The organism is Dietzia psychralcaliphila, assembly GCF_003096095.1.
In the GTDB taxonomy this organism is placed as follows: Bacteria; Actinomycetota; Actinomycetes; order Mycobacteriales; family Mycobacteriaceae; genus Dietzia; species Dietzia psychralcaliphila.
Window position 1 is genome coordinate 1,921,288 of the sequence record NZ_CP015453.1, and the last position, 13,623, is coordinate 1,934,910.

Annotated in this window: 10 protein-coding genes; 2 read left to right on the forward strand and 8 right to left on the reverse strand. The window is 70.5% G+C overall.

Translation table 11 applies throughout. From position 1 onward, the window contains the following. Positions 1-31 precede the first annotated feature (31 nt). Positions 32-1,105, reverse strand: coding sequence for an AraC family transcriptional regulator (locus A6048_RS08785; RefSeq protein WP_107747534.1), 1,074 nt, complete (start codon positions 1,103-1,105; stop codon positions 32-34). A 70-nt stretch (positions 1,106-1,175) separates the two neighbouring features. Between A6048_RS08785 and A6048_RS08790 the strand changes: the two genes are divergently transcribed. Beyond that, entirely contained in the window at positions 1,176-2,693 is a 1,518-nt protein-coding gene (locus tag A6048_RS08790; protein ID WP_107747703.1) for a flavin-containing monooxygenase, read from the forward strand. Positions 2,694-2,814: 121 nt separating this feature from the next. Here the strand turns inward: A6048_RS08790 and A6048_RS08795 are convergent, their stop codons facing one another. From A6048_RS08795 to A6048_RS08815, 6 genes are all read right to left on the reverse strand, one after another. Further along, on the reverse strand, positions 2,815-3,681 hold the full coding sequence (locus A6048_RS08795; protein ID WP_107747533.1) for a shikimate dehydrogenase: 867 nt from the start codon (positions 3,679-3,681) through the stop codon (positions 2,815-2,817). Then, positions 3,671-4,780: an endolytic transglycosylase MltG gene (locus A6048_RS08800; protein ID WP_244911063.1), complete on the reverse strand. Its 1,110-nt coding sequence runs from the start codon at positions 4,778-4,780 to the stop codon at positions 3,671-3,673. The genes A6048_RS08795 and A6048_RS08800 overlap by 11 nt, the downstream gene beginning before the upstream one ends. Positions 4,781-4,935: 155 nt before the next feature. Further along, positions 4,936-5,409 carry a Holliday junction resolvase RuvX gene (ruvX, locus tag A6048_RS08805; RefSeq protein WP_107747531.1) on the reverse strand — a complete coding sequence of 158 codons (474 nt, stop codon included), beginning with the start codon at positions 5,407-5,409 and terminating at the stop codon, positions 4,936-4,938. Then, a complete protein-coding gene (alaS, locus tag A6048_RS08810) occupies positions 5,406-8,066 on the reverse strand; it encodes an alanine--tRNA ligase (protein ID WP_107747530.1) in 2,661 nt (886 codons plus the stop codon). The genes ruvX and alaS overlap by 4 nt, the downstream gene beginning before the upstream one ends. 275 nt (positions 8,067-8,341) lie before the next feature. Next, positions 8,342-8,488, reverse strand: a complete 147-nt coding sequence (locus A6048_RS18400; RefSeq protein WP_162845690.1) for a hypothetical protein — start codon at positions 8,486-8,488, stop codon at positions 8,342-8,344. Positions 8,489-8,678: 190 nt separating this feature from the next. Continuing rightward, positions 8,679-10,031 carry a replication-associated recombination protein A gene (locus A6048_RS08815; RefSeq protein ID WP_412523695.1) on the reverse strand — a complete coding sequence of 451 codons (1,353 nt, stop codon included), beginning with the start codon at positions 10,029-10,031 and terminating at the stop codon, positions 8,679-8,681. A gap of 173 nt (positions 10,032-10,204) precedes the next feature. On the opposite strand from A6048_RS08815, the gene A6048_RS08820 reads away from it, so the two are divergent. Further along, positions 10,205-11,509, forward strand: a complete 1,305-nt coding sequence (locus A6048_RS08820; protein WP_107747529.1) for an alkaline phosphatase family protein — start codon at positions 10,205-10,207, stop codon at positions 11,507-11,509. Between the two features lie 123 nt (positions 11,510-11,632). Here the strand turns inward: A6048_RS08820 and aspS are convergent, their stop codons facing one another. Beyond that, positions 11,633-13,435, reverse strand: a complete 1,803-nt coding sequence (gene aspS / locus A6048_RS08825; protein ID WP_107747528.1) for an aspartate--tRNA ligase — start codon at positions 13,433-13,435, stop codon at positions 11,633-11,635. Between the last annotated feature and the right edge of the window lie 188 nt (positions 13,436-13,623).

Sequence of the window (13,623 nt, forward strand, 5' to 3'; positions counted from 1 at the left end):
ATCATCCCACGTCCGCGTATCACCCGGCACATCAGGCCCGCGGCGCAGCCGACGTCCGTGTCCGCGAGGCGACGGTGGCCTGGTGCGGGGTGGTGCCGGTGAGGCGCCGGAACGCATGGATGAAGCTCGACGCCTCGGCGTATCCCAGACGGATCGCGACGTCCTCGACCGAGAGCAGCCCGGTGGCCAACATCCGCTCGGCCAACTCGACCCGGACGTCGTCCAGCAGGCGCTGGTACGAGGTGCCCTCGTCCGCCAGGCGCCTCCGCAGCGTCCGCGGACTCACCCCCAGTGCGGCGGCCACGGAGGACATGGCCGCCCCGTGGGAGAGGCGTCCGGTGATCTCCACGCGGACACGGCTGGTCACCGGCCCGCGGGTCCGGCGGGCGGCGGCGAGGTCCCTACAGAGCGCCTCTGCGACCGCCACCGCCGCGGTGCTGCCCTGCGGGAGGGGTCGGTCGAGGTGGACGGCGTCGAAGACCGCCGTGACGCCGTCACCGCGGTCGGGGGATGACGCCGCCGGGCCCAGTCGCTCGCGGTAGGCGGCGAGTGTCTCCGCGGATCGCCCACCGGCGAACGTGACCTCGGTGAAGGGCAGGCCGCCGGGGACCAGGTCCCCGAGGACGGAGTGGATCGCGAAGAGATCCCGGTCCACCAGGAACTCGCGGACGTCCTCCGGAAGGGTCGCGTCCCCCAATCGGACCACGATCCGGTCCCCGGTCGACTCCACACCGAACGTGCTGAAGATGTAGCTGAGGTCGATGAAGCGCAGGGTCATGGCGATCACGTCGCGGAGCGTGGGGCTGGACAGCAGGGCGTACCCGAGGATCCCGAAGGTCGTCAGCCGGTAGGCGGCCCCGACCTCGGCGGCGAGGGCGGGACGGTCGCCCGCGGCGGCGCGCAGATTGCGGATCGCGGCCAACTCCTGGGCCGGGGCGACCAGCAGATCGGGGTTGGCGAGTTCGGCCGGGCGGAGACCGACCCCGCGCAGGATCGTGCCCGCCTCCACACCGAGGGTGTTGCCGGCCTCGACGAGCACACCGACCCCGGTGGCCGAACGCGGGAAGTCCCAGTGCGGAACCGCGGGGTCGTCCCAGGAGATCATGGCCGGAATTATGGATTATCCGTCCGAGAAAGTCTGTGGCCACGCCGGTCCGACGCAATACGGTCGCACCATGACTTCCTCCCCCTCCCCCGCGAGCAGCACCCGACGGCGCCCGCGCGTCCTCATCATCGGCGCCGGATTCGGTGGCCTGGGCGCCGCCTACGAACTCACCCGTGACGACCTCGCGCACGTGACGATCCTGGAGAAGGCCGACGACGTGGGCGGGGTGTGGAGGGACAACACCTACCCCGGGGCGGCATGTGACGTGCCCTCGAACCTCTACTCCTACTCGTTCCACCGCAAGACGGATTGGGGCCGCCGCTACGCCGAGCAGCCCGACATCCTGTCCTACATCCGCGACACCGCGGACCGGTACGGCCTACGGGACAAGGTGCGCACGGGGATCGAGGTGACCTCGGCCACCTTCGACGACGACACCGCCACGTGGACGGTGCTCTCCAGCACGGGCGAGTCCTTCGAGGCCGACGTCCTGGTCCCCGCGATCGGTCAGTTGTCCCGGCCGGCCTACCCGGACATCCCCGGGCTGGAGACGTTCGACGGCCCGTCGTTCCACTCCGCCCGGTGGCGGCACGACGTGGACCTCACCGGCAAGCGGGTCGCGGTTCTGGGTACCGGGGCCTCAGCGATCCAGTTCGTCCCCCGCATCCGAGAGGCCGCGTCACACGTGACGGTCTACCAACGCTCGGCGCCGTGGGTGGTGCCGAAGCCCGACCGGGCCTACACCGACGCGCATCGCACCGCCTTCGCCCGTGTCCCCGGCCTCGTCCCCGCGATGCGCGGGGCCATCTGGGAGACCACCGAGGCCATCGGCCTGGCCCTGACCTCCGCGCGGCCACTGGCGCGGATCCTCAGCGGGCTCGCCAGGGCCAACCTCAGGCTGACCGTCCGGGACCCGCAGCTGCGCACCGCACTCACCCCGACGGAACCCATCGGGTGCAAACGAATGCTGTTCAGCAACGAGTGGTACCCCGCGCTCGCCCAACCGGACGTCGACGTGGTGACCGACGGCATCGCGGAGGTCGTCCCCGAAGGGATCGTCACCGCTGACGGACAGGTGCATCCCGCCGACGTCATCGTGTACGGAACGGGCTTCAAGGCCACCGAGTTCCTGGCACCGATCACCGTGCGTGGACGCGGTGGACGGGACCTCCACGAGCAGTGGCGCGAGGGCGCGCGAGCATACCTCGGGATGGCGGTACCGGGCTTCCCCAACATGTTCGTGGTCTACGGCCCCAACACCAACCTCGGGAGCAGTTCGATAATCCTGATGATGGAGCAGCAGGCCCGCTACATCCGCCAGATCGTCGAGGAGCTGGCCCACGCGGAGCGGCCCGTCGCCGTGGAGGTGCGCCGCGAGGTCGACGACGCCTACGACGAGGAGATCCTGCGTCGCCTCGACGACTCGGTCTGGAGCGGATGCGACTCCTGGTACAAGGTGGATTCCGGAAGGGTCACCACCAACTGGCCGGGGTTGGTCCACGAGTACCAGCGCCGGACCCGGACCGCGGACACGGCCGACTACGAGATCGTCGCGCCCCGCCCCTCGGAGGAGTCGACGGCGGTCTGACCGTGCGCGCTGTTCCGGGGCGGATCGGCCCCGTGCCAGGACCGATCAGCCCAGTGCCAGGACGGAGGGGCCCCGTGCCAGGACCGATCAGCCCAGTGCCAGGACGGGACCGCGCGGGGATTCAGCGTCCCAGCGCCGAGGCGAGCGCAGTGGACATGGCCTCACGCGGTGCGGGGCGTCCGGTGAACAACTCCACCTGGCCGAAGGCCTGGTGGAGCAACATCACGTCGCCGCCGACGACGGGGATGCCGGCGCCCGTCGCGGCCGAACCCGCCGCGGTGGGCCAGGGGTCGTACAGGACGTCGAACAGCCGGTTGGCGCGGGCCACGAGGCCGGTGAGGTCCTCGACCCCCGGCTCGGGAACGGTGTTGACGAGGATGTCCGACCGCGAGATCTCGCCCGGCAGCGACTCATCGGTCAGGAGCATCGTGTGGATCTCGAGGCCGAGCGCCCTACCGCAGTCGGCGGCGGGCCCGGCGTTGTCCCGGCGGGATGCCAGCACCACGCGTGTGGCCCCGGCCTCGGCGAGCCCGGCCAGCACCGGCCGAGCGGTCCCGCCGACGCCCAGCACGACCGCCGTCGGCTCGGCCGGGAGGTCGTCGAACTCGGCGAGTGCACCGGTCACGCCGTCCACATCGGTGCAGTCGGCGAACCACCCGTTACCTCGGCGGACGAGGGTGTTGGCACTGCCGACGATCCGGGCCCGGTCGCTCACCTCGGTCGCATACCCGAGAGCGGCGAACTTGCCCGGCATGGTCACCGAGTAGCCCACCCGGTGGCTGGGCGAGGAGTCGACCAGGGAGGGCAACTGATCGGCATCGCAGTCGATCCGCTCGTAGGTCCATCCGTCCAGGCCGAGCGCTCGGTACGCCGCGCCGTGCAGGACCGGGGAGAGCGAGTGGGCCACCGGATGGCCCAGGACCCCCGCCGAACGGGGGGAGGTGGCCGCGAGGCCTTCGGGGTCAGCGCCCGCGACACTAGCGCCCACTGGACAGGACCCCGTTGGCGATCGCCTCGCTCTGGTATCGCTCGTGCTCCGGGTACTCGTCGGCGAAGCGGGTGGTGCCCTGCATGTCTACGGTCACGAAGTACTTCCACTGGCCGTCGGCCGGGTTCTCCATCGCCCGGAGCGCATCGAGGCCCGGAGACCCGATCGGACCGTAGGGCAGGCCGTCCATGGCATAGGTGTTCCACGGGGTGACCGCCGCACGATCGGCGTCAGTGGTGGCGATCTCCTGGTCGGCCAGGGCGTAGTTGACCGTCGAATCGAACTGGAGGCGCATCGGCTCGTCGAGTCGGTTGAGGATCACTCGGGCGATCTTGTCGAAGTCCTGCAGAGTGCCCTCCTTCTCCACCAGCGACGCCGCGGTCACCACCTGGTACGGCGTCAGCCCGATCCTCTCGGCCGAGGGCACCAGACCGGTGGCGTCGTACGCGTCGGTCGACGAGTCGATCAACTGGCGGAGGATCTCCAGGGGCTCCGACCGGGGGTTGACGTTGTGGACCCCGGGCGCGATCAGGCCCTCCAGTCGACGAACCGGGTCCGGGGCGGCGCGCACCTCGTTGATGGCCCAGTCGGGTACCCCGAGTTCGGTGGGGTCGGCCTGAACCGCCGCGTCGACGATCTCCTGTGGCAGGCGGCACGTCGGTTGGGCCGCCGGATCGTCCAGGTTCCGGAGGCAGGTCGCATCGGCGATCAGGGTGAAGATCCCCTTCTCGGTACCGCCGCCGACCACGACGGTGTCGAGCAGTCGCCCGCCGGGCTTGACGTCCATGTATCCGACCCTGTTCTGGGGATCGGCCAGTGCCTCCACCGCGGACTCGGCACTCATCTCCTCACGGACCTGGTAGTAGCCCGGTTGGATGCCCTCGACAGCGGTGCCGGCAGCAGCGCCGGTGAACGCCCGGGTGCTGGCGACCGTTCCGATCTCGTAGAGTCGGTCCCCCACCACGCCCAGGGTGTCCCCGGGTTCGACGTGCAGCAGAGCGTTTCCGGTGCCCTCGCCGTCGAAGTCCGGGGCGGCCGAGACCTCGGTGTTGAGATTGCGGTAGACCATCACGGCAAAGGCCAGGACCACCCCGATCACGGCCGCAAGGAGTATGAACCGGGTGGTGCCACTCGTTCGAGAGCGTCCTCGTGCCGCAGACATCGTGCTCCTTAGCCAGGGGTTCAGGGAGCTGCCCGCCGGACAGCATCGTGCTTGACGGGCAGTTTATCCAGCCGCGCCGGTCGACACGCCCGTCATCGGCGGGCGCGCCGCGAGTCGAGCCATGCCTGGAGGAGCACCACCGCGGCCGCCTGGTCGATCACGCCCCGCTGCTGTCGGGTGTTCCTGCCCGCGCCGTGGAGCGCCGCCCCGGCCGTCACGGTGGTGAGTCGTTCGTCGACGAACTCGACCTCGAGATCGGGGGAGGCGGCTCCGAGTGCGGCGACGAACGACCGCGCCATCGCCGTGGAGGCGGTGTCCCGCCCTTTCAGAGACGTGGGAAGCCCCACGATCACCGCGAGGGCGCCGTACTCCTCGACGAGCTCGCCCAACCGTCTCAGTTCGGCGGTCCAGTCCGGATCGCCGCTGGCCACTCGGATCGTCTCAACAGGTGTAGCGAGGATTCCGTCGGGGTCGCAGGAGGCGACCCCGATCCGCGCCGTCCCCACGTCCAGACCGAGTCGCCGCCCACGGACCCACCCGGGAACGTCGGGGTCCGGTCCCGTCACCCGGCGTCCCTGACGGCGGCGCGGAGCGCGGACACGGCCGCGTCGATGCCGGCCGGGTCGGTGCCCGCCCCCTGCGCCATGTCCGGCTTGCCGCCACCCCTCGCCCCGAGGGTCGGTGCGATGGCCTTGACCAGGTCGCCGGCGCGCAGGCCGCGCTCCTGGGCAGCGGGGCTCACCGCGATGACGAACGGGACCTTGTCCGACCCCGGGGCGGTGAGGAAGACGACTCCGGCGTCCCCGCCGAGACGACCCTTGAGGTCGGATGCGAGCGTGCGCAGGTCGCCCGCCGCGCCGCCCGGGTCACTGTGAGCGAGGAAACGGATCCCGTCGAGGTCCTCGGCCGCCGACAGCAGGTCCCCGGCCCGGGATGCGAGCTGGGCGGCGCGCATCGACTCCAGTGCCTTCTCCGCCTCCCGCAGCCTGGCGGTCAGCGCGGCCACGCGGTCGGGCAGTTCGTCGGCGGGCGCCTTGAGCGAGGAGGCCAGACCCGACACGAGAGCCCGCTCGCGGGCCTGATGACGGTAGGCGTCCATGCCGACGTACGCCTCCACGCGCCGGATACCCGACCCGACGGAGGCCTCCCCCAGCAGACTCACCGGGCCGATCTGCGCGGAACTGGACACGTGGGTGCCGCCGCACAGCTCCATCGAGAACGGTCCGCCGATCTCCACCACCCGGACCAGCGACCCGTAGTTCTCGCCGAACAGCGCCATCGCCCCCATCCGTCGGGCCTCGTCGAGGCTGGTCTCGATCGTGTTCACGCCGTAGTCGGCGTCGACGGCGGCATTGGTGATCTCTTCGACCTGGGCCAGGACGTCAGCCGGGATGGAACCGGACCAGTTGAAGTCGAAACGCATGTAGCCCGGCTTGTTGAGCGACCCGGCCTGAACGGCCTCCGGGCCCAGGATCTGACGTAGTGCCGCGTGCACGAGGTGGGTGGCCGAGTGGCCCTGGGTGGCACCCTTCCGCCACTCCGGGTCGACGGCCGCGTTGACGAGCTGGCCCGCCTCAGCCTCCCCACCCGTGAGGACGCCCTTGTGGATCCAGAGCTTCTTGCCGATCTTCTGCACGTCATCGACCTGCATCTGGAATCCGGCGGTGGAGATCAAGCCGCGGTCACCGAGCTGCCCACCGGACTCGGCGTAGAACGGGGTCCGGTCGAGGACGAACTCGACCGAGTCGCCCTCCCTCGCGACGTGGACGGACTCGCCACCCGACACGATCCCGATGAGCGTGGACTCGTCGGCGAGCTCGGTGAACCCGGTGAAGACGGTCTCTCCCGCGTCGAGGAAGTCGCGGTACACCGACAGATCGGCGTGCGCGTGCTTCTTGGACCGCGAGTCCGCCTTGGCCCGGGCCCGCTGCTCGGACATGAGGGACCGGAAGCCCGCCTCGTCCACCTGCAGTCCGGCCTCGGCCGCCATCTCCAGGGTCAGGTCGATGGGGAACCCGTGGGTGTCGTGGAGGGCGAAGGCCTGGCGACCCGTCAGGGTGGCCGCGCCCGACTCCCTGGCGTCCTCGGCGGCACGCTCGAAGAGCTGGGTGCCCGACTCGAGGGTCTTGAGGAAGGCGACCTCCTCGGCCACGGCGATGCGCTCGATTCGGTCGTACCCGGCGACCGTCTCCGGGAAGGACGGGCCGATCGCGTCCCTCACGGTGGCCATGAACGCGGCCATCGTGTCCCCGGTCGCACCGAGGAGTCGGACCGACCGGACGATGCGCCGCAGCAGGCGCCGCAGGATGTACCCACGACCCTCGTTGCCGGGGGTCACACCGTCGGAGATGAGCATGTAGGCGGTACGGGCGTGGTCGGCGATCACGCGGAAGCGGACGTCGGACGCGTTGTCCGTCCCGTACCTGGTGCCCGAGAGCCGTTCCGCGGTGTCGATGACGGGGCGGAGCAGGTCGGTCTCGTACACGTTCTCGACGCCCTGGAGCAGGAACGCGACGCGCTCGATCCCCATGCCGGTGTCGATGTTCTGCTTGGGCAGCGGACCCAGGATCTCGAACGCGTCCTTGCCCGTCCCCTCGCCGCGCTCGTTCTGCATGAACACGAGGTTCCAGATCTCGATGTAGCGGTCCTCGTCCGCCTCCGGTCCGCCCTCGACCCCGTACGCCGGCCCGCGGTCGTAGAAGATCTCCGAGCAGGGACCGCAGGGTCCGGGAACGCCCATGGACCAGTAGTTGTCCGCCATGCCCCGGCGCTGGATGCGACCCTCGGGCACGCCGACCACGTCGCGCCAGATACCGAAGGCCTCGTCGTCGTCGAGGTACACGGTGACCCACAGCAACGCCGGGTCGATTCCGAACCCGCCGTCCTCCACGGATGAGGTGAGCAGCGACCACGCGTGCCGGATCGCCCCCTCCTTGAAGTAGTCGCCGAAGGAGAAATTGCCCGCCATCTGGAAGAAGGTGTTGTGGCGGGTGGTGATGCCCACCTCCTCGATGTCGAGGGTGCGTACGCATTTCTGGATGGAGGTCGCCGTGGCGTGCTCGGGGGTCTCCTGGCCCAGGAAGTAGGGCTTGAACGGGACCATCCCGGCGTTGACGAAGAGCAGGTTGGGGTCGTCGAGGACCAGTGACGCGCTGGGGACCTCGGCGTGCCCGGCCCTGACGAAGTGGTCGAGGAATCGGCGCCGGATCTCATGGGTCTGCACAGGGGGCCTCACTGGTGGTCTACGGAGGTGGTGGATCAGTCGGCTCACCAGCCTACCGGCGCGCGTCCGGGGTCATGGAAGGGCTGTCACCTCCGGGGACGGGGCGGGCCATACCCGGAGCATTCAGGCCGGATTCGTCACCGGGCGCGGGCGACGACGATGACGACGATAACGACGACGGTGTTCGATTCCGTGAGGGTGGACGAGAGGCAGGCGCGGACCCCGGCCTGTGCCAGGGATCCGCGCCTGAGCTCCGGTCGAGTTGGTGGGCGGTGTCAGCGCGGCATCGGGGGCAGGATGATGCCGAAGTTCGCGGCCGTGATGAACGCCTCCTGCGGCAACAGGCCCATGCTGTGGGCGCCGGTGCCCCAGACACCGATCGAGGTCGCAACACTGACGAGGGTCGAGAGAAGGTAGGCCATGGGTCCTCCGGTCGGGAGTGGTGAGAGACGGACGATGCCCGTGTGTACGGGCGTCACAACAATCTCACGACCGGGCCCGGACCGGGTGCCCCACGTCCGTGCCACAGCCTCGTCACGACACCCTCGTCGAGAGTCGGCGTAGGTCGCCTCCGGGAGCGGGACGGGCGGGCCGAACCCGGGCCGACAGAGGTCAGCGCGAACCGCGGATGATCCCCCGGAGCTTGGCCACACGCGATCCCAGCTCACGCTCGTGACCGTGGCCGCTCGGGGAGTAGTAGTCCTGCCCGACCAACTCGTCCGGTGCGTACTGATGCCGGACCACTCCGGCGGACGCCTCGTGCGCGTACTTGTACCCCACTCCGTTCCCGAGCCCCTTGGCCCCGGCGTAGTGACCGTCGCGCAGATGCCTGGGCACCTCCCCGACTCCCCCGGCGCGGACATCGGCCATCGCCGCGTCGATCGCGGAGATCACCGCGTTGGACTTGGGCGCGGTCGCCAGGTGGATGGTGGCCTGGGCAAGGGCGAGCCGGCATTCGGGCAGACCCACCTTCTGCACGATCTCCGCCGCGGCGGAGGCGGCGAGCAACGCGGTGGGATCGGCCATCCCGATGTCCTCGCTGGCGTGGACCACCAGTCGCCGCGCGATGAAGCGGGGATCCTCCCCCGCGACCAGCATCCGCGCGAGGTAGTGCAGGGCCGCGTCGACGTCCGACCCGCGGATGGACTTGATGAAGGCGCTCGTGACGTCGTAGTGCTGGTCTCCGTCGCGGTCGTACCGCACCGGCGCCGCGTCCAGGCTCAGCTCGACTATCTCCGGGGTCACCACGCCGTCCTCGACGGCTCCCGCAGCCGCCTCCAGGATGGTCAGGCTCCGGCGCGCGTCGCCTCCGGAGAGCCGGACGATGTCCTCCACCGCGTCGTCCGTGACCTCGACCGCACCCGCGTAGCCCCGGTCGTCGGCCACGGCGCGCCGGATCACCGCGGCCACCCCCGACTCGTCCAACCCGTGCAGTTCGGCGATGAGCGACCTACTCAGGAGCGGGGCGATCACCGAGAAATGCGGGTTCTCGGTGGTCGCGGCCACCAGGAGCACGATGCCGTTCTCCACCGCGGCGAGCAGGGCGTCCTGCTGGCTCTTGGAGAACCGGTGGACCTCGTCGATGAACAGCACCGTGCGCTGGCCGTGGATCTGGCGCGTCCGCGCGTCCTCGATCACCGCCCGGACATCCTTGACGCCGGCGCTCAGGGCGGACAGCGCCACGAAATGACGGCCGGACGAGCTGGCCACGAGGTTGGCCAGCGTCGTCTTCCCCGTTCCCGGCGGCCCGTAGAGGATCACCGAGGATCCTCCCCGGCCCTCGACGAGTCGCCGCAACGGCGAGTTGGGGCGGAGGAGGTGCTCCTGCCCGACCACCTCGTCCAGCGTGCGCGGCCTCATCCGCACCGCCAGCGGGGCCGACGGGTCGACCGGCGGCGGCACGGATCCTCCCCGCGCGCCCGGTCCCGCATCCCCGGCCGCGAACAGCCCTGCGTCATCGCTCACGCGACTCAGGCTACCGACGGCCCACGACACTGCCCCGAGGTGAACATCGGGAGACGATCCGCCCGACGGGGTGGCCCGGCCCGTCGCCGTCGAGTTGTCTGGAACCCGCGTGTGCCCCGTCCCGACGAGGTAGACCTGTGACCAGTCACGTCTGAACCGAGGAGCCCCACCCGATGAGCCGCCACCACGACCCCTGCCACGGCCCCACCCTGACCCGCCGTGAGGCGCTGGCCGGGGCCGGTATGGTCGCCGCCGCGGGCGCGGTGGGGGTCACCCTGCTCGCCGACCCGGCCCCGGTGTGGGCCAACCCCACCCGGCCGGTCGCCGACGACCTCGACGTCTACGTCCTGGTCACCGACGGCATGCGGCCGGACGAACTCACTCCCGTGCAGGCCCCCACGTTGCACCGCTGGGCGTCCGAGGGAACCAGGTTCACCCACGCATCGTCGGTGATGATCGCCGAGACGCTCCCCAACCACGCCGCAATGGTGACCGGCGTCCTGCCCGAGCGCAACGGAGTACCCGCCAACTCGATCTGGGACCACGCCGCGGGTACCGACAGGACCCTCGACCGCCCCGACGATCTCCGCGCCCCCACCGTGCTCGACCGGATCCGTACCGAGGCCGGCCTGACCACCGCGAGCGTGCTGAGCAAGGACTACCTCCACGGCCTGTTCGGTGGGCGCGCGAGTGTGCAGTGGGCGCCGTTCCCCCTCGTACCGATCACCGACCACTCGCTCGACTGGTTCACGATCGAGGCCCTCAAGCAGACCGTCACCGACCACGCCCCGCGGATGACCTTCGTCAATCTCGGCGACATGGACCGCTTCGGACACATGGACCTCTCGGGGACCTCACTTCGACTGGCGCGCAACCAGGCGGTCGCCAATTCGGACCACAAGCTCTGGGACTTCGAGCAGTTCCTGCGCTCGACCGGCCGCTGGGAGCGCTCGGTGGTGATCGTTCTGGCCGATCACGGAATGGACTGGTCGGAGCCGCTGAGCCTGATCAGCGCAGCCGGGGCGATCGAGGCGGACGCGGCGATCCTCGGGCGCTTCGGGATCGCCCAGAACGGCGGCGCGGACACGTTCGCCTACCTCGGACCCGCGCACGAGCGCGACGCATCCCTGAGGCGCCTGCGTGAGGTCGTCGGCGCGCTCCCGGGTGTCAACCGCCTCTACGATCCGACAGAGCTCTCCCTGGGTGAGCGAGGTGGCGATCTGGTGGCCACGTGCCACCCCGGCTGGCGCTTCTCCGACCCCACCCCGTTCTCCAACCCGATCCCCGGCAACCACGGTCACGAGGTCACCCTGGGTATCCCGTTCTTCATCGGCGGCGGGCACCGGATCGTGCGTCGTGGCGGCACCGTCGACCGCCCGGTCCGCACCCTCGACGTGGCTCCGACCGTCGCGCGGCTGTTCGGGCTCGACCACGCGGGCATGGACGGCCGCCCGGCGCTCGAGGCGTTCCACATCTGACACCCGGACCGGCCTGTCCTCCCGCTCAAGAGGACAGGCCCGCGACCCTCTCCGGAGAGGGACGCGGGCCTGATCGGATGCGGGGCGTCGTCTGGCCGCGCCCGGTGGGCTACCCGGGCGCCGTCACTCGGCCGCGGTGGCCTCCGACTGCGTGCCCTGACCGCGCTGGGCCGGCGTGGCGTCGATGCCCGATTCCTTGCGCTGCTGCGGCGTGATCGCCGCGGGCGCATCGGTGAGCGGATCGACTCCGCCGCCGGACTTGGGGAAGGCGATGACGTCGCGGATGGACTCGGTGCCGGCGAGCAGGGCGCAGATGCGGTCCCAGCCGAAGGCGATGCCGCCGTGCGGCGGGGCGCCGTAGGAGAAGGCGTCGAGCAGGAAGCCGAACTTCTCCTGCGCCTCGTCCTGCGAGATCCCCATCACGCCGAAGACGCGCTCCTGGACGTCCTTGCGGTGGATACGGATGGACCCGCCACCGATCTCGTTGCCGTTGCACACGATGTCGTAGGCGTACGCCAACGCCGAACCCGGATCGGTGTCGAAGCTGTCCAGGTGCTCCGGCTTGGGTGAGGTGAACGCGTGGTGCACTGCCGTCCAGGCTCCCGAGCCCACCGCCACGTCGCCGGCGGCCGTGGCGTCGTCGGCGGGCTCGAACATGGGTGCGTCGACGACCCAGGTGAACGCCCACTTCTCCGGGTCGATCAGGCCGAGCTTGTCCGCGATCTCGCCGCGGGCGGCGCCGAGGAGTGCCCGGGTCGACTTGACGGCCCCGGCACCGAAGAAGATGCAGTCCCCGGGCTCGGCGCCGACGTGTGCCGCGACCCCGGCCCGCTCGGACTCCGACAGGTTCTTGGCGACCGGGCCGCCCAGCTCGCCGTCCTGTCCGACGAGGATGTACGCCAGGCCCTTGGCGCCACGCTGTTTGGCCCACTCCTGCCAGGCGTCGAGCTGACGGCGGGGCTGCGACGCCCCGCCCTTCATGACCACCGCGCCGACGTAGGGCGCCTTGAACACGCGGAACGGGGTGTCGGCGAAGAACTCGGTGCACTCCACGAGCTCGATGTCGAAGCGCAGGTCCGGCTTGTCGGAGCCGTAGCGACGCATCGCCTCGTCGTAGGTCATGCGCGGGATCGGCGTCGAGATCGTGAACCCGGCGGTGGCCCACACATCGGTGAGGATCTCCTCGGCGATCGCGATGACGTCGTCCTGGTCGACGAAGCTCATCTCCACGTCGAGCTGCGTGAACTCCGGCTGCCGATCCGCACGGAAATCCTCGTCGCGGTAGCACCGGGCGAGCTGGTAGTACTTCTCCATCCCGGCCACCATGAGCAGCTGCTTGAACAGCTGGGGCGACTGCGGCAGCGCGTAGAAGGTGCCCGGCTGCAGGCGGGCGGGCACGAGGAAGTCGCGCGCGCCCTCGGGGGTGGACCGGGTCAGGGTCGGGGTCTCGATCTCCACGAAGTCGTGGCGGGCCATGACGCTGCGGGCGGCGGCGTTGACCCTGGACCGCAGGCGCAGGGCGCTGCCCGGGCCCTCACGGCGCAGGTCGAGGTAGCGGTGGCGCAGACGCGCCTCCTCGCCCACCTCGTCGTCGAGTTGGAACGGCAGTGCCGCGGACTCGCCGAGCACCTCGAACGAGACCACGTCGATCTCGATCTCACCGGAGGCGAGGTTGGGGTTCTCCGAGCCCTCGGGGCGGCGGTCGACCACACCCGTGATGGCGACGCAGAACTCGTTCCGGAGCCGGTGGGCCCGGTCGGCGACCTCCTCGGAGCGGAACACCACCTGGCAGACCCCGGTGGAGTCGCGGAGGTCGACGAAGATGACCCCGCCGTGATCCCGGCGGCGCGCGACCCAGCCGGCCAGGGTGACGGTGTCCCCCGCGTCGGCGGCTCGGAGTTGGCCGGCGGAATGGGTGCGCAGCACTGCGGTGGTCCTCTCATCGGGAGACTTCTGGTGGTCTGCGAGCGACCGTCGGACCCACCGCGATCTGGACGGCGGTCGGTCCCGGGCTCTGACGGGGCACAGTCTACGTCCACCGGCGTCGGTTCCCGGTGTCGGCTGCGACAGCGACTCGGCGGCCAATACAGTGTCCCTCGACCGCGGAGGGGCGC

What these genes read in the sequence shown, in the direction of transcription:
- A6048_RS08785 (WP_107747534.1), bottom strand. Translation starts at nt 1,105, where the DNA reads ATGATCTCCTGGGACGACCCCGCGGTTCCGCACTGGGACTTCCCGCGT.
- A6048_RS08790 (WP_107747703.1), top strand. Translation starts at nt 1,176, where the DNA reads ATGACTTCCTCCCCCTCCCCCGCGAGCAGCACCCGACGGCGCCCGCGC.
- A6048_RS18400 (WP_162845690.1), bottom strand. Translation starts at nt 8,488, where the DNA reads ATGGCCTACCTTCTCTCGACCCTCGTCAGTGTTGCGACCTCGATCGGT.
- A6048_RS08820 (WP_107747529.1), top strand. Translation starts at nt 10,205, where the DNA reads ATGAGCCGCCACCACGACCCCTGCCACGGCCCCACCCTGACCCGCCGT.